This window comes from Vibrio sp. V15_P4S5T153, from assembly GCF_963874485.1.
GTDB lineage: Bacteria > Pseudomonadota > Gammaproteobacteria > Enterobacterales > Vibrionaceae > Vibrio > Vibrio anguillarum.
This window is the reverse complement of sequence record NZ_CAWNHR010000017.1, coordinates 639,632-660,685: the sequence shown is the minus strand read 5'-3', so window position 1 is coordinate 660,685 and position 21,054 is coordinate 639,632. Positions and strand designations below refer to the sequence as shown.

19 protein-coding genes and 1 pseudogene are annotated in these 21,054 nt (G+C 37.2%); 18 read left to right on the top strand and 2 right to left on the bottom strand.

Translation table 11 applies throughout. The features are described from left to right. Nucleotides 1-18: 18 nt before the first annotated feature. Nucleotides 19-681, top strand: coding sequence for a DsbA family protein (locus AACT42_RS13760; protein ID WP_094131992.1), 663 nt, complete (start codon nt 19-21; stop codon nt 679-681). A gap of 12 nt (nt 682-693) precedes the next feature. Here the strand turns inward: AACT42_RS13760 and AACT42_RS13755 are convergent, their stop codons facing one another. Together AACT42_RS13755 and AACT42_RS13750 are read right to left on the bottom strand one after the other, a co-directional pair. Next, nucleotides 694-1,251, bottom strand: coding sequence for a hypothetical protein (locus AACT42_RS13755; RefSeq protein WP_094131991.1), 558 nt, complete (start codon nt 1,249-1,251; stop codon nt 694-696). After that, on the bottom strand, nt 1,251-2,207 hold the full coding sequence (locus AACT42_RS13750; RefSeq protein WP_094131990.1) for a hypothetical protein: 957 nt from the start codon (nt 2,205-2,207) through the stop codon (nt 1,251-1,253). The genes AACT42_RS13755 and AACT42_RS13750 overlap by 1 nt, the downstream gene beginning before the upstream one ends. 548 nt (nt 2,208-2,755) lie before the next feature. Between AACT42_RS13750 and recA the strand changes: the two are divergent. The 17 genes and pseudogenes from recA to AACT42_RS13670 all read left to right on the top strand — a co-directional run. After that, nucleotides 2,756-3,686: pseudogene (gene recA / locus AACT42_RS13745) on the top strand (recombinase RecA); the annotation flags it as partial. 127 nt (nt 3,687-3,813) lie between these two features. Next, the gene (locus AACT42_RS13740; protein ID WP_094131771.1) at nt 3,814-4,236 is read left to right on the top strand and encodes a hypothetical protein; all 423 of its coding nucleotides are present in this window, start codon (nt 3,814-3,816) and stop codon (nt 4,234-4,236) included. Between the two features lie 670 nt (nt 4,237-4,906). Continuing rightward, complete coding sequence (locus AACT42_RS13735) at nt 4,907-5,203, top strand: hypothetical protein (protein ID WP_045592536.1); 297 nt, start codon at nt 4,907-4,909, stop codon at nt 5,201-5,203. Between the two features lie 2 nt (nt 5,204-5,205). Further along, on the top strand, nt 5,206-5,862 hold the full coding sequence (locus tag AACT42_RS13730; RefSeq protein ID WP_094131772.1) for a DotI/IcmL/TraM family protein: 657 nt from the start codon (nt 5,206-5,208) through the stop codon (nt 5,860-5,862). Nucleotides 5,863-5,878: 16 nt separating this feature from the next. Beyond that, nucleotides 5,879-6,952, top strand: a complete 1,074-nt coding sequence (locus AACT42_RS13725) for a DotH/IcmK family type IV secretion protein (RefSeq protein WP_094131773.1) — start codon at nt 5,879-5,881, stop codon at nt 6,950-6,952. A 14-nt stretch (nt 6,953-6,966) separates the two neighbouring features. Further along, nucleotides 6,967-8,445 carry a DotG/IcmE/VirB10 family protein gene (locus AACT42_RS13720; protein ID WP_094131774.1) on the top strand — a complete coding sequence of 493 codons (1,479 nt, stop codon included), beginning with the start codon at nt 6,967-6,969 and terminating at the stop codon, nt 8,443-8,445. Nucleotides 8,446-8,755: 310 nt separating this feature from the next. Beyond that, complete coding sequence (locus AACT42_RS13715; RefSeq protein ID WP_094131911.1) at nt 8,756-10,177, top strand: hypothetical protein; 1,422 nt, start codon at nt 8,756-8,758, stop codon at nt 10,175-10,177. A 111-nt stretch (nt 10,178-10,288) separates the two neighbouring features. Continuing rightward, entirely contained in the window at nt 10,289-11,020 is a 732-nt protein-coding gene (gene icmJ, locus AACT42_RS13710; RefSeq protein WP_094131910.1) for a type IVB secretion system protein IcmJDotN, read from the top strand. A gap of 2 nt (nt 11,021-11,022) precedes the next feature. Then, nucleotides 11,023-12,219: a hypothetical protein gene (locus AACT42_RS13705; RefSeq protein ID WP_094131909.1), complete on the top strand. Its 1,197-nt coding sequence runs from the start codon at nt 11,023-11,025 to the stop codon at nt 12,217-12,219. Between the two features lie 2 nt (nt 12,220-12,221). Continuing rightward, nucleotides 12,222-12,467: a hypothetical protein gene (locus tag AACT42_RS13700; RefSeq protein ID WP_038129330.1), complete on the top strand. Its 246-nt coding sequence runs from the start codon at nt 12,222-12,224 to the stop codon at nt 12,465-12,467. Between the two features lie 47 nt (nt 12,468-12,514). Continuing rightward, nucleotides 12,515-15,475, top strand: coding sequence for a hypothetical protein (locus tag AACT42_RS13695; protein ID WP_094131908.1), 2,961 nt, complete (start codon nt 12,515-12,517; stop codon nt 15,473-15,475). 113 nt (nt 15,476-15,588) lie between these two features. Continuing rightward, entirely contained in the window at nt 15,589-16,104 is a 516-nt protein-coding gene (locus AACT42_RS13690; protein WP_094182874.1) for a DotD/TraH family lipoprotein, read from the top strand. An 11-nt stretch (nt 16,105-16,115) separates the two neighbouring features. After that, a complete protein-coding gene (locus AACT42_RS13685; protein WP_094182873.1) occupies nt 16,116-16,994 on the top strand; it encodes a type IV secretory system conjugative DNA transfer family protein in 879 nt (292 codons plus the stop codon). Between the two features lie 52 nt (nt 16,995-17,046). Further along, nucleotides 17,047-18,198, top strand: coding sequence for a type IV pilus twitching motility protein PilT (locus tag AACT42_RS13680; RefSeq protein WP_094182872.1), 1,152 nt, complete (start codon nt 17,047-17,049; stop codon nt 18,196-18,198). A gap of 15 nt (nt 18,199-18,213) precedes the next feature. Continuing rightward, on the top strand, nt 18,214-18,456 hold the full coding sequence (gene icmT, locus AACT42_RS24820) for an IcmT/TraK family protein (protein WP_038129327.1): 243 nt from the start codon (nt 18,214-18,216) through the stop codon (nt 18,454-18,456). 72 nt (nt 18,457-18,528) lie between these two features. After that, nucleotides 18,529-19,341 carry a toxin co-regulated pilus biosynthesis Q family protein gene (locus AACT42_RS13675; RefSeq protein ID WP_094132885.1) on the top strand — a complete coding sequence of 271 codons (813 nt, stop codon included), beginning with the start codon at nt 18,529-18,531 and terminating at the stop codon, nt 19,339-19,341. A 17-nt stretch (nt 19,342-19,358) separates the two neighbouring features. After that, nucleotides 19,359-21,041: a hypothetical protein gene (locus AACT42_RS13670; RefSeq protein WP_176432227.1), complete on the top strand. Its 1,683-nt coding sequence runs from the start codon at nt 19,359-19,361 to the stop codon at nt 21,039-21,041. The last annotated feature ends 13 nt before the right edge of the window (nt 21,042-21,054 follow it).

Genomic DNA, 21,054 nt, shown 5'->3' with positions numbered 1-21,054 from the left:
ACAATAGAAGAAAAAAACATGAACGATAAGAAAACCAACAAACTCGCCATTGCTGCATTTGTAGCTGCTGCTGCATTTACAGGCGCTGGATACTACGTACAAAGCACAATAGACTCTCAAGACTCAACTTCAAGCGTAAGCGTTGAACAAGATGGTAAGTACCAATTAGGTAAGCACTACTTGAAGCTTGATAAAACCTACCCTGAGTACAAAGGCAAAGTAGTAGAATACATTAACTACCTATGCGTACACTGTAACTCAGTAGTTCCTAAAGTTGAAAGCTTCGATGAAGGTAAGGATGTTGTAGAAGTTCTTCATATTGGCTCACCAGTAAACAACTTTCAAGAAAAATTATTCTTTGCCATCAAAGATATGGGTAGGGGAGATGTTCATACTCTTATTCAAGAAAAAGCTGTAAAAGGCAAGCTCGCAAACGAAGATCAATTCATTTCTTTTGTAGTGTCTCAAGGCATCAAAAAAGAAGAGCTTTTAAGTAAAATGGAATCAAAGTCAGTATCTGAAAAGATTAAGAAAGCAAATGCAATGGCATTTGAATCAGGTATCTCAGGCACACCATCGTTTATCATTGATGGGCAATACGTATTGAACATTGGTGAGATTAGCAGTTGGGACATGGCATTCGATGTCATGGAAGAAATCTACAATAAAGAAATGAAGTAATAAAAAACTTCCCTACAGAGGTAGGGGAGTTCCAAACTTACCTTTTGCCAGAATAGTCTCATCCTTTAAAACATAACCCACCTCGTCAGGAACAATAGAAAGCCTTTCTTTTCTATCGAAAACATAAAATGAAAAGAGAACTTTCAACTCACCCCTGATTTTAACTATTAACTTACCTGTGAATGGAATATTTTTAATTATGATGAGACAGTTATCAGCCGATATGATTTTAGTGCTAACCAAATCAACATCGCCGCTGAAGTCGAAAAAATCATTCTTCCTATCAGAAATGAATTCATCAACGATTTCTTCAATAGAACGGCTAGCAACCATACTAGCTTCAACTAAAAATGACATATCGCATGGAACATCACTGGTCATAATCTTCAAACCATGACTGAAATCTACAAGATTGGATATGTCATCATCAACGAGAAACCCACTGTCATGACAATCTTTGCAATATGCCCCAACAACGTTGATATCATCTTCATCAAACCCAAAATGTTTATTGAATGATACTAGCTGCTTAACAGCATTAGTGTAGTTAGTAAATTCATTTAAATTCATTAGTCAAATCCCATAAGTAGATCAATCACTGAATCATTATCAAGAGTTAATAACGCTTCTTTCATAATCTCAGAATACTTTTTATCAAAAACAAATTTTGAGACGAAACAATTCTTAACACGATCAATATTATCTTTAGTTGCTTCATTTCCTGATCGGCTAACAGAAGTCTGGAAATATGATTCTGGAATTTTCAGAATCAAATCACCCATAACTTTCTTATGACCAAAGATTTTGTTTGCATCACCACCCACTGCAAATGACTCAATAAGAGAATCAACACTCATGCTTGGTGAGAAGCTTGAATTAATGTAGTGCGAGAAGTTATCGATAAAGATAGCTGATTTTTTTATGGACTCAACTGAAGCACCAGAATGACCGCTCTCAATCATTACTGAAATATACTTCTTGTATAGTTTATTCTTATCGATAACCACTTCAATATCAGATTCAGTATAAGATTGAAAAGCAGAGTTACTTACATGATTGGAAGGATTTACTGCTTGACCAAAATGACCAGTACTAAAGTTTGGTTCACCTTGTGACTGAAAGAAAACATCATCATCCTCGTCCAACTCAGCCCTAATCAGTTCTAAACGTTTATCCTGTTCAGATACAGAATTATCCCGAGTCATTTCTAAAGTTGAATTCTGTGACAAATCTTCAATCGGTGGTTTAGATAGGGCAGTAGATTCAAAATATAAAGATTTTTGATTTTCATCAGAAAGCCTTGCCTGTTCTTCCAAAGCTAGTTCATGTTCATTCGCTAGTTCTGAACAGACGTACTCAATGAAACTCTCATCCTCACGACTAGGGGTTTCCAGTCGAATATCTGAAAGTCTAAAAAGGGCATAATTGATCTTTTCCAGACCGTGTTGGCAGGAAACAGTTTCTTTCGAATAGAGAAGTGCATCCTCGACAGCGTCAAGGAAATCATTAAATTTATTAATTTTCATTTTGTGTTTGTGTTTTTTGTGTGTTGCAAGAGTTTACACAGATCAATCCATGAAGATCAATAAAAATTTTCTATGTTGTCCGAGTATTTCCTAAGTAAAGGAATATTAATCTATTAATATCCAAAAACACTCAGTGTTGTCCGAGTATTCCCTGTGTATTAGTATTTATTAAACACCTTCGGTGATTTTACCGATTACTTTTAAGTCTTTCTAACTTGATAAATCTAGTGTTAAACAACGATCAAGTAACAAGAAAATTGATCTTCCAAGATACTTGTATCTTGGTTTAATTATAAATCTATTATTAATAATATTTATTATTATTATTATTATTATGGTAATTTTAATTAAATAGTTAATGTTTTTTATTATATAAATATTAAAACATAGTAATTATAAATATATTATTAATATTATATATAGATAATCATATAAATTGTTTTCAAACTATAGTCAACTGTTTTTTTTGAAAGATAAAAAATCTTGATTTAGTGAAATTTCTAGTGTAGATTTCGAATCCAACATAAAAAACACATAGGTATTCAAGCATGTCAAAACAAGCAAAAAACACTGATAAGTCAAAAGCTTTAGAATCTGCACTTTCTCAAATTGAAAAACAGTTTGGTAAAGGTTCGATTATGCGACTTGGCGATAACCGAACTATGGATATCGAAACCGTCCCAACTGGCTCTCTTGCGTTGGATATTGCATTGGGTGCAGGCGGTCTTCCTATGGGGCGTATCGTTGAGATTTATGGACCCGAAAGTTCAGGTAAAACAACTCTAACTCTTGAATTGGTTGCTCAAGCTCAAAAGCTTGGTAAAACCTGTGCGTTTATCGATGCTGAACACGCTCTAGATCCCGTGTACGCAAGAAAGTTGGGTGTTGATATTAACTTACTTCTTGTTTCACAACCTGATACAGGAGAGCAAGCACTGGAGATCTGTGATGCTCTAGCTCGTTCAGGGGCCGTTGACTTAATGATTGTTGACTCTGTTGCCGCATTGACACCTAAAGCCGAAATTGAAGGTGAGATGGGTGATAGTCATATGGGTCTTCAGGCACGTATGCTTTCTCAAGCTATGCGCAAGCTCACTGGTAACTTGAAACAATCAAACTGCATGTGTGTTTTCATTAACCAAATCCGAATGAAAATTGGCGTTATGTTCGGTAATCCCGAGACAACGACAGGCGGGAACGCATTAAAATTCTACGCTTCAGTTCGTCTTGATATTCGTCGCACAGGCGCTATCAAATCAGGCGATGAAGTTGTTGGTAACGAAACTCGAATCAAAGTCGTTAAGAACAAAATCGCCGCTCCATTCAAAGAGGCAAATACTCAAATCATGTATGGCAAAGGGTTTAACCGCACAGGTGAGATTCTGGATCTATCAGTCAAAAACAGTCTAATTGACAAGTCTGGTGCATGGTTCTCAATGAACGGCAATCAAATTGGTCAAGGTCGTGAAAAGGCATGTGCTGAACTAGAGCGTTTAGGCATTCTTGAAGATCTTTACACTAAGATTATGGATATTCATAAGTCTAGTGTTGCTGAAGACTCTGGTAACGCAGAAGAAGCGATTCTTGAAACAGAAGAGTAAAAACAATGCCAGCGTGTAAGAATATTGATGAAAAATACTTACGCGATTTATCTTGGGGGATCGTGGTTAGAATCCCCCAGATTGATATCGAGAAAAACTTCCATTACAGAAAATATGGCTCGATTAAAAATACAAGAAATGAAGCGATAAAGTTTAGAGATGAAATCTATAAAAAGCACTTTGGCAGATCAATCTCGAAAAGAACATTTCATACTAAAAAGCGCAAGTCCAAGAAAAACACAAAACTTAAAGAACTAGATCCAGGTCTATCTTATGGCTACAGTCGAGGAAAGCTCCTTTATGTTGTACTTACCTATTCAGAAGATCCAGAAAAGCCTGCACAGAAGATTAGGTTTAACATTAAGAAACTTGGTTTGGAATCAGCAATAGATCAGGCAAAAACTGAATTATCAAAAAGAAGAGGCTAAGCCTCTTTTTTTCTATTTCCGATCTCAAAAACTTATGCCTACTGAAGCAGAGAAGACATTATAGCTAAGCCAAACATCTTTTTAACACTCAATCATATCCTACTTAATAAAAATTTATTGAATTACAATATTACCAGTACGTAATAAAACCAACAAACTATGGAATAACAAAGAACACAAATTAATAGGAACAATAAAAACCATTCTTTTCTGTATTTACTTTGATTAGAAAACATGTTATAACTATTATAACTGTTATAACTATTATAAAGTTATAATTCTAATATAAGGATAGAACTTTTAAAAACGAAGTTCTTATGAAAACCAAGTCAAAAACACCTCAAAATTCTTCTGCCACTACTGGCACTTTAACTGCCACAACTGGCATTTCCTCTGCCAACCTTGGCATATTCACTGCCAACCTTGGCAAAAAAATGTGCCAGTAAGATTTACCCTTTATTTTTCCATGCAAAAGTCGAGTGTCTTAAAAGTTGAGTTAGGCAAAGATACAAAGCCTTGGTAAAAAGCCAGATTTTGCAATCAAACTAAGCGCAATATAGAATTCCATCCATTAAAATGATTAAAAAACTCTCTCAAATTTGTTGAGAGAGTTTTTTATTGGTGATATTATTCACGAAATTAAGAATAAAAAATAAAGAAGCATATAAAAATGAACGATATGAGCGAAAAGATAAAAAAGTTTGAGTCAATGGTTGATGAGGAATCAGCTTTAATTGACTTAAATTCTGGAAAAGAGTTTGTTACTCACTTGCGTAAATATCGTCTTCTTGTCTTTGCATTCACTGTTTCTTGTTACTTGGTAATTGCGCTTCTTATGTATAGTGGCTTTAAGCTTTACGGTGCATTTGATGAGGATTACTACATATCAACTTATAGTGGTCACACACAAAAAATTTATCAATGTGAAAAGAGCAAGTGTAGTGCTAAAGGTTTAGTAGAGGAATAAAAATGAATAATAAAACACCTAAAAATAGTAAACCTGTAAGACAAGTAGCTGTAGCTGAAAGGCGTGAGTTCTACAAAGATGCTCACGCTTCACTTGTTAAGCTGGCTGTAACATCTGTGGTTTGTTTGGTTGTTTCTGTGGGTCTAGCGATTTATTCGCATTCAAGCACAACCAAGAACGTATACTTCGCGGCTACCAATGATGGACGAATGGTTAAAATGGTTGCTCTTAACACACCAAACCAAAAAGACGCTAACGTATCTGCATGGGTGCAAGAAGCAATCATAGAAACTTTCGATATGAACTTTCACAATATGAAAAGTCAGATCGCAAAATCATCTATGAAGTGGTTCACTCAGTCAGGTGGTGAAGCGCTAGTTCAAAGTTTAGATAGCGAAGGCTACTTTGACACAATCATCCGAAACAAACTGATTGTTGCATTTGCGCCAACACACACACCTGTAATAACCAAGAAGTTTTACAACTCTTCTACAGGAAAGTACACCTGGCATTTGCAAATGGAAGGTTTACTAACATACCGCACACAAACCAAGGTATATAGCGACTCAGTAGTGTTTGCCATAGAAGTAGAACGAATTAGCTTAAGAGAAGACCCTAAAGGAATGGGAATCTCAAAAATCATATTAAGAAAAAAATAAGAAAGGCGAATAAATAATGAAGAATAAATTAGGTATTCTTGCACTCTCTGTAACAACAGCTTTTGGAGCGAATGCAAATACTCAAAATACTGAACAAAGTCAGCCACCAGAGCCTGTTCAATATCAAGAACAAACAATTACGTTCAAGAATGATCAGGGTTTTATGATGGCTTCAGATTTTACTCCTGAAGAGCTTCAGTTGCTAAGACAAAAAAAAGACGTTTTGATCAAGTATCTTTATGAGCAAGAACAGTTAGAAAAACTTCGTTCAGTATTGAAAGAAGAAGAGCGAAGAAAAAACTGGGAATCGACAAAAGAATCATCTTACCCATTAACTCCGCAAGAAGTTATTGAGCTAAGAAAACTTTCAAAGAATATTGAAGAATCCCAAAACAAGCCTCTTCAAAATATTAAAAACCAAATTAGAACAGTGAATCTCGATGTAGGCGCATCAGATCCAGTAACTATTAATGTTGTAAAAGGCTTAGCTTCTTCTGTTGTATTTTATGATGAGACTGGCGCTCCTTGGCCTATCGAAGGTGAAATCATTGGAGACGTTACAGCATTTAAAAGACATAAGATTGGTGACAGACAAAACATCGCTGGCTTTGAGGTTATGAGAAACTTTGCTGAGTCAAACGCTCTTATTCATCTTAAGGGGTTGGATGTAAGTATTGTTATCCGATTGGTAGGTAGCGATACAGTCAATGATTCACGTCTATCTGTACGAATTCCTAAACCAGGACCACACGCAAAATTGATTCCAGTAGCCACTCAGACGGTTGGTGTCAATGACCCTCTACTTGTAAGTGTTGCTAATGGTGAGTTTATTCAAAACTCAAAACGCTACGAAATCGAAGGTGTTGAAGCTACAGCATTCTTCAAAGATGGATACTTATACATCCGAAGCAAACATCAATTAGTTATACCATTACCAAAAGAAGCTCAAACAACACCTTCTGGTTACTTGGTATATAAAGTGCCAGCAACAGAAGATTTCTTATTCCTCGTAGATGGTGAAATGATTGAAGCTTCAATTAAAGAATCTTTTGATGTGAAAATTAAACATAAAAGCAGCTTATTTAAATAATAAAGGCAATAAAGATGGCTAAGAAAAAAGGTTTGTTTAAAGATATACCGTTACCAGTAAAAGTATCTTTAGTCGCGTGTGCAGTAGCAATGGGGTTGGGTACAGTATTAATGTTCTCTCTCCCTTCTAATAACGCAATGCTGAATACAGATAACGGTGAAGTAAAGATTACTGCAACACCAAGCACCAGTCAGATAGAGACTGCTGCTGAGTCTGGTCAGCAATCTGAAATTATCAATAAAATTTATGAAGAAGAAAAGAAGGACAAGCTTAATGAAGCTGTAAATGGAAAAGCATCCTACTTAGAATCGCTAAAGCTCAAAAATGAAGAAAAAATGACTGATAAAATGGATCAGCGTGAAAAGGAAATTGAGCAAAAAGCAAATATAGATGCTGTTTTAGGTTTAGATACTCGTGTCCAAGAGGCAAGAAAGAAGGAAGAGGTTCGTCAAGACCGCAGAAATCTAAATAATCAAAATCAACAAGTGCAGCAGGTTCAACAACCATTAGTGCCTGCCATCCCACTATTTGATAGAGATGCATTCCTTGCACAAGAGACAGGTAAGCTGACCGAGATTAAGCAACTAAGAATGGCAACTTCACAGAACATTGTTAGCAATGGTATTGCTGGAAATAGCTCTTCTACTGTAACTGCTAACTATACTCAAACTGGTTCATCATCTGGTAGTTCAAGAGGAAATCAAAATACTGGTGAGGCCGCGCCAATCGCAGATTTCTTAACGGATGGTTCCCGACTAAAAGATGTGAACGAAAGAGCGAAGCAATATCAGGTAACTCAACTCGATGAGTTGAGAAAAGCAAGCAATAGTGCTGCTGGTCGTCCTACTCAACAAGGTAAAGTAACTAGTAGTGCTGGCGTAACGACAAATTCAACTATCCAGGATTTAGCTAACCCTATGGGATTTGCCGATACAAGCTCTATGGCTTATGTAACACCTGGCACCATCTATTACGCGATTTTAGAAATTGGCGTAAATACAGATGAGCTTTCTTATGTTCGCTCTATTATTATTCAAGAGGGACCTTTGAAAGGAGGTGTTCTGTTGGGTATGCCTGAGAGAAGAGGCGAGAAAGCTGTAATCATGTTTAATAAGCTAGCTCTGAACGGTAAAGATTACAGTATTAACGCTGTAGCACTAGACCTAGAGACTATGCGTTCAGGTATTGCTGATAATGTAGATCGACATACGTTTGAGCGATACATGAAGCTAATGGGGGCTGCATTTATTAGTGGCTATGCTGACTCATTGGCTGGCTCAACAACTAAAACTTACAGCGATGGTACAACAGAAACCATTACTGAAAGACTGCCAGATGCCGATGACCAAATCGCTTATGCGATTGGTAGAGCTGGTGAAAAACTTGTTCCTATTTTTGAACGCGAGTTTGATAGAGATCCAACTGTTGAGGTTGACTCAAATAGAGAAATTGCAATCATGCTTTTAAACGGGATTCAGGTTGAAGAGCAATAATAAAAAACGAGGCAGTCGCCTCGTTTTTTATTATTCAAACAAATAGATACATCAGATAAGAATTTCCATTAACATGAATACCTATGAAAAATCTTGCCTAATGTTCTTATTTGATTTAATTTATGTTAAAACAAATTCGCAATAATGCGTTTTACCAATAATAACAACCATTAGTTAAAGCATTGAATAAAATACATAGATGTCATGTAGGTTAGTACCATCTGCATGATGTTTTTTATGTTGAATAATAAACAGATTAATGTTATCTTTGCGCAAAATTAAACTAAAATAAATTCAAGAGAATTAAAATATGGCTAAAGAATTAGACGATACTTTGGATGATCAGCTAGACATTAATGAGTTGGAAGATGATGAGCTGCAAGATAACGAGCTTGGAAATGCGTATTCCACTGAAGAAGATCCATATGGCGACGATGAAGAAGATGAAAATGAAGAAGACTTAACTCCACCAAAAACAGGTTTGAGTCCAATCATGAAGGGCATCCTAGCTTTCACTGGTGTTGCTGTTGCTATCGGTACGGCTGGTATTGCATATCTTACAATCGCTGGCGGAAGCGCTCCAGCTCCTGTACAAAATACAGCAATGAGTGTTTCAGACACCGTAGCGCCAGATGCTAGAGATAACATGGCTCAAGCATTGAATGAGGCAAAAGCAACTCCAGTACTACCTGCTTCAGTTAATACTGGTAATGACCTCCAGATTGATGGTTTAAGCACTCCTGAACAAATCGTTCAGAATTCTGGCGCTTCAATAAATCAAGGCTCTGTTGTTTCCGATTTTGATTTATCTTCAAATGTTAAACCTGAGGTTCAAGTTCAACCTAATGCATCCACTGGCATGACCAAAGAAGAAATGGATAAATTTAAGGAAGATCTTGAGCGCGAACTTGAAGAAAAATATTTAGCAAAATTCAAGACTATGTCTAGCAGCATCAAATCTGATCTTGAAAGTGAGCTAACGAAGAAAATTGCAGACTCAGACTCAAGCTCGCAGAATGCTGAAATCGTTAAGCTTAGAAAAGAGATTCAAGAGCTTAAAGATAGCAAGCTGAAACTTTCTGATAATGAAGAAATCAAGAAGATTTACGAAGAGCTTGAAACTAAGCTATCTGTTGTTCGCCTTAGTGAAGAAGAGAAAGATGATCTTTTAGATGGCAGAAAACGCCTTCAGGGATTCATGGTTCTTACAGCTAGCCTAGATGGTGAGATGTCTATCGTAAGAACGCCAAGTGACCGAGTAAACGTTTTCTTTAAAGGTGAAATCTTTAATAATGCGGGTGACTACGTGAAAGTTACAAATGTGACTGATGGTGGATACTTAGTTCTTGTTGGCGACAATTACTTCATTGATGAAACCTATGTAGAGCGCTCTAAAGTAAAAACCACAAAGGTTAATCGCCCTGCAAAGAAACAGCAAACCTCTCAGAAACCAAACGTAGAAGAGAAGAAAGCTGCTGAAAAGCAGGCAAAGGTTAAGCTAACTGAAATTGATAGTCGTGCATACCGCGCTCAAGAAATTAATGGTAAAAAAGTTGCTGTTGGTTGGGTTAAGAGCGGTGAGTACTCACAAGGTTACTTAGTATCAAGCCCTTCAGGTGATTGGACACCAGTTAAAATTGGTGATGAACTAAAAGGTCTTGGTCGTGTAACTGGTGAAGACTTTGATGGAAATCTAATTGTTGGTAACTTTGTAGTGTTAGCTACTGAATAACAACACGAAATTTAAGAAAATTTAAAGCCACCGTTTCAGGTGGCTTTTTTATGTTTGATAAAAATAACACGCAGGTTTATAATCCGAAATAAAAAAGAATATTATTAAATTATGAAGATTAGAGAAATAATACTATCAGTCAAAAGAAGCACTTTTCGTGTTGATGATCCATTTTCTGATGAGAGCAATCCAGAGTTCAAGAAAAATAGAAAGATCGTGTTAGAGCGCGATGGTTTTTCTTGTCAATGCTGTGGTTTTAAAGCTGAAAAGTTTCAGGATGTTCACCATATTGATGACAACCACAACAACAACAAAGAAGACAACCTTATTACCGTATGCCCACTCTGCCACATGTGTCACCATTTAGGTCATGCTGGCGCGAAAGAGATGGGGGATTTAATTCATATCGATCCTAAGCACGGTTTAACTCAAGCATCACTTAATTCTTTAGTGAGATTTTTATGGTTAGCTGAGGGTTCATCAAATAAGGAGTTCGCTCAAAATGCAGTATCTTTGTATAACCGCCTACATCTACTCTCAGTAAATGCAAAGAGAGTAATTGGAACGAGCAAGCCTGAATTGCTTGCCAGACACCTTCTTAGCTTAAGCGAGCGTGATTATGGTAAAAGGAAAGAGAAGCTTGAAGGTATTTATTTCCTTCCGTCCAAGTCAGGGTTTACAAGGCAGTTGGAATATTTGCGTAAACTTTATGATAAAAACAACCCGCCAGATAAATGGATTGATAACGCTTCAGCAAGATTACTTAAATGGTTTGAGAATGAACATGGTGATGCTGATACCGATAATGCGGTAGCGAGCTACCTGAACAGTAAGAGGGTATAATTTTGAAAATTGGTGTTTGCTGGTTTGATGAAACCAAAGTAGGTAGTTCAGGATGGTGTTCGGTAGCTGGTAGCCAATCAAGACGAATTACAGGTATTAGTGAGCTTGAAAGCAGTGTTTTCTGGGTTACTAACTTAAATTATTTTGAATACAAAAACCTAAACTTAGTTAGAACTCCTAACATAGTAGATGAGCAATTCTTTAGAAGTAAGCTAAATGTTTTAGCTCAAGAAATTGGAATAAATGAAACTCCTGATGTTTTATGTCAAAAAATATCTTCAATACTTCACGGAGTCCATTTGTTGGGTATAACCAACCTTGGGATGAGTGACAACAGCTTAGCTAGCTACAGATACACTAACGCTATGCAAAGTGTTTTGCTAAAACAAGAGTGGAGAAGTCAGCCCAAAGGGAACCAGGCTAGCATGATCATTGAGGCGATAAAGCAATCCACTCAAGAAAATCAGGCCATGACTGGAAAGTTTGTTCCAAAAGGAAGTAAGGCTACTCAGTTTATATTTCCAAGAGGCTCATATGCTAAATGGATTTTGTCTCAGAAATATCCATTAAACAACAATTGGCGACCTTTAAACTTCAAGGAAAATAAAGAAACAATTATTGGATTTGAAGATGGATCTAAAATACGCGGTACAGATGCTGTCATTGATAAGCTTAAAGATATTTCTGAAACAAACGCGGGGATATTAAAGGTATCGGTGTTGAGTACTGATGAGTCATATGTAAACCACTCGAAATTTGGAGCTGGAGCAAACAATATGATCAGATGTTGGGCAACCATTCCAGAAATAATTGAGATCTCGAAGTATTCAAAGGTATCAATTATGAACGGTTTCCATACTGAATCTGGTCATTTAGATCTGCCAGAAATATTAATTCCAGATGAAAGTGAATATTCTCTTTCTAAAGGTTTGCTTCTGGAAAATGCTTGGGTAGCTTTATCGTCACCTTTATATGTCAAAGGGTACAATAACGTAAGTGCTATAGGTGCTTATATGAGAGCCTATGATCGTATTATGTGTGGCAGAGCAGCGGCGTCATTTTCTAGACACGGATTTGTAATAGGATCCTATGGAACAGGAAGAATCGTCTCATATGTTAAAAGCGGTGAAGAGCATGTCGCTAAAGAACTTGCGTTTAAAAATAAGCTTCTTCCTTTAATGAGGTTCATGGGTGAGTAATTATGAGTAAACTATTTGAAACGGATGGAATTCCTGAAGATTTTAACGAACTTCTCTCTTTAGATTTTTATTACCAAGTATGCAATCTCAATCAAAATGGAGTGATGGATAAAGAGGTCGTTATCGAACTGAATAACACTATCTTCGCTCCAGAGCATGAAAGAAGACAAAGATTGATACAAATAATAACTAAACAAGAAAACCAAGCTCAAAAAATTGAAAGCGAAGAAGAAATCCAGTATATTTAATCAATAAAAAATATATCAATAAATTAATTAAATAAAGAATAAATATTATGAGTTTACTATCAAATCTATTTAGCGCATTTAAAGCAGGAGTTTATGACTACTGTGAACTAGAAGCGCCGTATTTCGATAGCAAGCATAAAGGGATTTGGGCTACCAGAGATGGTGGCTTAATCTCTATGTACGAGCTTAAAGGTTCGTACAAGATGCTTGGAAAACATGGATTTAAAGACATACTTAGTGTGTTGACTGACGAGCTTTCAAAGAAACTTAAAGATCCAGGTCATGTTATTGAGTTTGTGTTTATTCGAGATCCTGAGCAATCGAAAGACATCGTAAGAAAGCAGCTAGAACCTATTCGTTCAACCATGAAGAGACTTCAATTAGATCTTGAAGGTTTAATTAATGAACGCGAAAAAGTTTTGTGTGAATCTTTAGTTTTTGAGAAATGTTTAATTACCATCAAGACGACACCAGCAGCACTTAGCCGCGCTCAAACAAAAGCAGCTTTAGATGCTCGTAGTGAAAAAGCGAAAGAAGTAGGTGTTAAGCCTGGTAAGTACGGTCAATCACCTTTCGTTGGCTTGGATGCTTTAAGGATTCCTCATATTGGTGTTTGTAACTCTGTAATTGGAACTTTAAAAACACAGTGTGTCATTGAGCAGTTTGACCACCACGAATTCATTACTGAGATAAAAAAGCAAGTTGAGCCTTACTCAACTAGTTCCGATTGGAAACCTTCTCTCTTGGGTGACAAGATTAGTGCTAAGTTAGTAAGGGAGGTAGATCAAGAAGCTGATCTTAGCCATCTTAGTAATGCAGATATCGCTTTTCAGATTTTTGGCAGAAAACCTCAACACGCTGATGAAGACTATTCTTCAGTTAAGCATGACAATGTGTACTATGCACCGCTGATGATTGAAAGCTGCCAAGATAAACCAACAATGTTTGGCGCTCTTTTTGACAACATTCCAAAAGAGATTCCTTGGCGTTTAAATTTAACAATAAAAACTGGTCATGACACAATTGTTAGTAAATTGGGTAGCAAAAGAGCATTTGCTGGGTTCTTGCAGTTTTCGAACTCCAATAACAAGCTGATAAAAGATGCTGCTGAAGAGCTAATAGATAGAGCTATCAACAACACTCTAGTTTCATGTCAGGTATCAATGTGTACTTGGTCTAGAGATTACAATGAGTTAATCGAAAGAAAAGAAATTATCAATCAGCAGCTACAGAAGTGGGGTAGTTTAGATGTTATTGATGAACTAGGCGATCCAATTGAATCATGGATTGGAACTTTGCCAGCATTATCCACCAATAAGATTGCGGCAGCATTTCCGCTTCCTGTTTGGGATGTTCTATACATGCTGCCGCTTACAAGACCATACAGCCCTTGGGAACAAGGCTCAATGATCTTTGGTACTCATGATGGAAAAATTTACCCTCAAACGGCTGGTAGTGCTATTCAGAAGAATACTTCAGAGCTAACTTACGCACCACCTGGTAGCGGTAAAAGTTTTAAGCTATCAGCTCTTAATATGGCTCTAATACTAAAGCCTGGTAATACAAAACTACCAAGACTGAAAATCATCGATATCGGTTTCTCTTCTAGAGCATTCGTTGAGATGATACAAGATGCATTGCCTGAACATCTTAAATATCAAGCTCAAGCAATTACGCTTGAGAATAGAGCGGATAGAGCCATAAACTTCTTCTTTACTCCGCTAGGTAATAGACATCCATTAACAGTAGATAAGCAAGCGCAGGCGAACATTCTTGAGTTGCTTTTGACACCAGCAGGTACTAAAGGAACCATTCCTCGCTTACCTGAGGTCTGTTCAGCCCTAATTGATGCCGCATATACATACAGACAGGATGAGAACAATCCTAACCTGTATGAGCCTGGTATGAGCGATATGGTTGATGAAAAACTTGACCAATATGGTATCGAGGCTACAGAGGACACAAGTTGGTGGAGTCTTGTTGATAGATTCTTTAAGCGTAATGAAATTGAAGCCGCTTCGAAATGCCAATCCTTCGCTATGCCTCTACTTTCTGATCTTACTTCACTAGTACAGGATTCAGAAATTAAGGGTATTTACGGGGATGCATTAATCGAGGGTGAAAAACTATTAAGTCTTGTTTCTCAGATGATTACATCATCACTAAAAGACTTTCCTGTTCTTACACAACCATCGGCTATTGATGTTTCTTCTGCACGAATCTTATCAATCGACTTGCAGAACGTAGCTAAGAAAGGTGGTGCTCAGGCTAACAAACAAGCCGCATTAATGTTCTTGTTAGCAAGAACGGTGGCGTGTAATGACTTTTATGTAGTAGAAGACACGTTAGTCGAAATAAACCCTGATTACTATGACTATCATAGAAAGAAAATTGAAGAAGAAGATGGTATTCCTAAAAAATTAGCAATGGACGAATTCCATCGAACCAGAGGTTTTGATCAGGTACGCTCTCAAGCAGAACAGGATATTCGTGAAGGACGAAAATACGGCGTAATCGTTAGCTTGCTGAGCCAAAGCCTGGAAGATTTCGACAAGAGCATGATCGAATTCGCGACAAGTATCTTTGTTATGGCAAAAGGTATCTCAAGTGAAGTTCAAAAATCTATCGTTGATAAATTGAGTCCGACTGCGGATTCAATGGTTGGATTCCGTAACTTTGTAAGAGGACCTGGCAAGGAAGGCTCAACTTTCTTGTATATTGCCGATGTTGACGACACTGATGGTGTAGAGCAAATTCTGAGACTAAAGCTAGGTGCGGAAGAGGTTTGGGCGTATTCAACAACTCCTGATGATGTCGCTTTACGTAGAAGACTAGTTAGAAAGATCGGACTACATTCTTCACTAAGAATTCTAGCAAAAGAGTTCCCGTCAGGTAGTGCGAAGAAATATATTGAATCGTTAAAAAACCAAGCTCAGGATGTTGAAGAAGAGTCAGTAATAGCTCAAATAGCAGACAGGCTAATACAACAGAACGCAAACATCGTTTAATGTAAAGTCCCGCTATGCGGGCTTTACTATGTTGATTTTTTATTTAATTAAGTATATATTTAACCTCAAATAAAATTAACAATAAACACAATCAAACATAAGTGATTAATAAAATGAAGATAAATAAAAGTTTAATCTTTTTGGGAGTGTTGGCAACTACTGGTTGTTCATCTATAGCTGCGAATAACCCTAATGAAGATATTTCACTTGCCAATAGCAAAGCATTAGAAACATTAATGAATGTGTCTATTGAAGCTCGTGATGAGCTTAGACTAATTGCAAAAATGCAAGAAGCTAAATCCTTAGAGTCTTTGACAGATGAGCAACATAAGCAAAAAGAAGCTCAAGCTCTAGCTGTGCCACCTGGTTTTGAGTCTGCGGTTGAATTTGGTATTACGGATCGAGCATCAGTAGTAACAAGAGCCTTAGCTAAAATGGCTGGGTACACATACAAAGAATACGGAAAGCCTCTAGGAACATTCCAAGAACCTTGGGTGAAAATCCCTAAAGCGACCAAACCTCTTTCTGAATTCCTCAGAGAAGTTGGTATGCAAACAGGTAATAATGTTCGAATCGAAGTATATCCAGATGCTAAATTAATTAGATACGTGTATAAAAACGTAGAGTAATAGGAGGCTATATGAGCTTTAAGAAAATTACTCTAGTGGCAAGCATTGCAGCCGCTCTAATGTCGTTTGGTGCAAGTGCGTATAACTCGATTGATGAAATCGCCTCTCTGAAATATAACCCAAACGTTGCTAAATCAGATATTATCTCTGAAGAGGGTCAAAGACAAAAGGCTCAGCGTGATGCGGCTTTATCTTTGGGTGCTCAGTATGGTTATTATGCATATATGGACGCATTGAAAAAGAATATTCGAGAAAAATCAGATTATCTTGATAGTGTTTTCGACTTCAATACGTTAATGAAACTAACATCTGATGGTTATGATGAGCTGTACTTACTCCCACCAGTAATTGCAGAAATTGATAATTCAATAAAATTGTCCGATGACGCAAAAACGATAACTCTTGCGGATAAAGACTGGCTTGAGTTAAGAGAAGCCAGATTGGTAACATCAGCCCCAAACTGGAGACAATACCTTCTATTTGATAGAGAGGTTGAAATATCATCCCCACCAAATGTATTGCTTCCAAAATCAATTATGGAAGAGAAGCTTTGGAAAGAATGGGTTGCGCAAGGATGGGAGTCAGGAAAAGCCCAAGCTGACAGGGAAATGGCTAGAAGGGCAGAAAGTCTGGGTCGTGACTATAATGGCATGTGGCGTTTCTACAGATTAAGTTTAATCAATAAGTCTAAGAAACCAATTGTTGTTAGCTCATACCAAGAAGTTGTGGGAACTGAAACTCACATGCGTGAAGGCGAGCGTGTAATTAAGCTTCAGGTAGGCGCAGGATTTAACACAAACCCTGAAAAATGGGATGCATTAATCTTAGATAGTCGAGGCTCATACAGAGCACCAATTGAAAAGCCAGACTATGAAAATAAATTTAATTAATAAAAACAATAAATAATAATGGAGGCGCAGAGGTTTCCTCTGCGCAAAATCAATGTTTGACCGTAGTGAGTTCATTCTAGATATTCCCCCTCGTGTGGAAACTAAGGAACAGCTTGATCGAATCCTTGCTCATATGCACGATCACAACGCATCGGATATTTTTATATATTCAAACAATAAGATTTGGATGCGTGTTAATGGTCGTATGGTTCCTGTATCAAAAAGAAAGCTCAAAATTAACGAGGTAAGATCTTTAGTTCAAGTTTTAGACGGGACATCGGCTGTTGGTCGCTTAGGTGATGCTGAGCCAATAGATACCGCATACGAAATGAAAGAGCAGGTTAATGTTCCTGGTAAAGAAGATCTAGTTCTGAGGCGCAGACGCTTCAGGGTTAACGGCATCACAAACATTACACAAGGTTCAAATGGCATTTCAATAACTATTCGTAAGCTTTCTACTGAAATTGTAAGAGCTAAAGATCTTGGTGTTGAGCAGGAATTAATTGATGTTGTTACAAGCTCTAGACAAGGTCTTATTTTGGTCGCGGGTGGTACAGGTCATGGTAAAAGCACATTGCTTTCATCATTAATATCTGAAAGTTTATTGGATGAAGAAGGAAATCATGTCCTTGTGACTGTTGAATCACCAGTTGAATATGTCTACGAAGAATTGGATATGCCTTCATCCATTGTTTGCCAAATGGAGATTGGATCATGTGTCAAATCATTTAGTCGAGGTGTTGAGAACACATTACGAATGGCTCCTACAATGATTGTAGTTGGTGAGGTAAGAGATAAAGCCACTAGTGGAGTAAGCATTGAAGCTTCAAACACTGGACACCTTGTTTTTGCAACCTTACACTCAAATACTGTGTCTTCTACACCTGAGCGCTTTATTGGTCTATTTGATTCAGATGCAGAAAAACAAAAAGCAAGATTTGATTTAATAAATGAAGCGAAATGCTTCATAGCTCAGCGATTAATAAATACTTTAGACGGAAAACGGGTGGCAATTAGAGAGTATTTGATATTTAATAGTGAGGTTAGGGAATATTTATATGACAATATGAATAATCTAACACGAGCAATTAAACACGCAATTAAGAAATGGGGAAGACCTATGTGTGTGGATATTCAGAGAAAATTAGATGCTGGCTTAATTTCTGAAAAAGATGCTCAAGACTTGTTTAAAGAATACGAATAAATAAAAGGAACAGTCATGTATCAACACGCAAATAAAAAAGTAAAGTTTCTTGTGTTTGATGGTTTGATCAGCATACCTTTCTTATTCTTAATGCTATCACCGAGCTGGGTTATGCTCGGTATAGTATTAACTATAAGTTTTGCATTGTTGTACCTATCATCGAAAGGCATGGATTTGCATATGCTGTTTAGAAAATTGAGAACAATGATGATCGGTAACAGAAGGTATAATAGACCACCAAACAGAAAATTAATTTAATTAACATATAAAAACAGATTGATTTTTGAAAAAAGCAAAATATAATTGTATTTAAAATTCGAGGTCAGAATAATGATTAATAATAATAAGACAAATAAAAAAAGTAAGATAATGCTGTCAGTAGCAACAATCGCTACACTATCAGGCGCATTTGCACCGTTCGCACAAGCAGAACTTTATATTTCTCCGTTGGTTAGAGAGTCAGTTGTAATTGATAGCGAGCTGAATCAAAAACTTTCTAACAAGAATGAGGGTGCTGTAGTTGTTGGTGAGTCCAAAGACTACGGTAAGTTCGTCATGCAAGAGAAAGCAAAAGTAGAAAAGAAAGCGTTTGGTTACGGTACAAACGTACCGCTTTTTGTAGCTGCTGAGGCAAACATCCCTGTAGATGATGGTTGGTTGGTTCATATTGATGAAAGCATTCAAAAGAAACCTGTTAGCTGGGAATCAAACAGTGACTCTTGGGAAGACACTATTAAGATTATCGGTGAACAAAACAATCTAAATGTTGTAATCAACCCAGTTGAAAAGTCTATCGGCATTTCAGGAAAGGAAAAACCTAGCCTGGCTAAACACTTAGCAAACCGTGTGCCTGAGGTTTGGGTTTTAACTCCTGGTAAAACATTGAAGAAAAACCTAGAAGACTGGTCTAAAAAGGCGGGTTGGCAGATTCACTGGGATGACTCTCTAAAAGTTGATTACATGATTGAGCACAAAGCTACCATGACAGGAAAATTCCTTGATTCTGGTGATGAAGATGGCGTGATTACTCAAGTTCTTGATTCATTGGCTGATGCGCACGTTCCACTTAGAGCTGAATTCTACAAGAAAAATAAAGTTTTATTGATAACTGAAGCTGGATTCAAGCAAGAGGTTAAATACTAATTATGAGAAATATAGAAATGAATAAAGTATCAAAAGTCGCTTTTGTAGGTTTAGCGGCATCTGTAATGGGTGGCTGTGCTACACATAAGATTGATGAATCTGCTGAAATCGTTGATGCTGGCTTAGACAATGCAAGCCTACTAAAAGACCAAGGTGATACTCTTAGCCGCAAAGCTACCACTTCAGTGATCAAGGATGAGTTCTTCTTAGCTACTACTCCATATAAAATGAGTAATCGCGATACGTTACCATCTTTCTTTGAAGAAAAAATCCTTTTCAATCAGCCTGAACCTGTAAGTGTTCATGAGATCCTTAATAAGGTTACTGCTGAAACTGGTATTCACATCAACATCACGCAAGACGCTTACCAATGGATTAATGGCGACGAAATTGAAAAAGATGATGAGGAAGACACAGGTGATGCTGCACAAACTGCTAAGCCTCAAGGTGGATTCGCTGCGCCTGCTCCAGGTTCATCCACTCCTTGGCCTCAAGGCGAGTCCAAAGACGGAACAGAAAAATCAATCAAGAAAGTTCATGATCGCGCAAACTATGCTGGTGTTAACCTACGCTTGCTTGAAGAAAAGTTCTCTTTCAAATTCCGTGGAACCATTGAAGAAGTTTTAGATCGAGTAACACAAAAACTTGATGTGAACTGGAAATGGGAAAATGGCAAGGTTGAGATCTACAAGCTAGAAGTAAAACACTATATTTTTGATGGTGCGAATGCTTCTGTTGAATTCAAATCATCAATAACAACAAAATCTTCAAGTGAAGATTCTAGCAGTGGTCATAACACTACTTACACAACAAGCTACAAGCCAATGTATGATGAAATTTCAACTACATTGTCTAAAATGATGACAACTAACGGTAAGTTCCATATCAACACCAATACAGGCATGATTACTGTAACGGACGTACCAAGTGTTCATCGTGAAGTGGAAAAGTACATTGAGCAAATCAATGTGATGGCAAGTAAGCGTGTCCTTATCAAAACTCAGGTTATTGACATTGTATCTGATGATAACGGTGACTACGGAATGGACTTGAATGCAATTTATTCTGGCTCTTCACGCTTCAACTTCAAGTTTAATCCTCTAGATCCTTCTGCGACTGGTGGTAACTTTGAAATCGGCTTGATTGATGGAACATCTGCTTGGAATGGTTCAAAAGCTCTAGTTAGTGCTCTAAATACAATGTCCAAAAACATCTACGAAAACTCAAGCACTGTTACAACTCAGAATGGACAACCTGTTCCAGTTCAGATCATTGACAGAAAGAACTTCGTAGAAAAAGTTACATCTGAAACTGATGATGATGGCAATAAGAGCTACGAAATCACCACTAACAAAGTTATGCCTGGCTTTAGCATGACCGCTCTACCTAAGCTAACAAGCAAGGGAACAGTGGCAATGCAATTGGCGATTGACCTTAAAAAGCTAAATGCTCTAAATGATTTTACTGCTGGTGATATCTCTGCAACTCTGCCAGATGAAACTCAAAAGTCATTTATGCAAAACGTAAACATTAAAAACGGTCAAACACTATTGCTTTCAGGTTTCGAAACAACGATTAACGAGTCAGAAGTTAAGTCTGTTGGCGGTGAAGAATCTTGGTTATTCGGCGGTAAGAAAGTTGGTGGCAAGAAAAAAGTTATGACTCTTATCCTTGTTACTCCGTACATAATGGCTAACTAACTTGGAGGTTAGT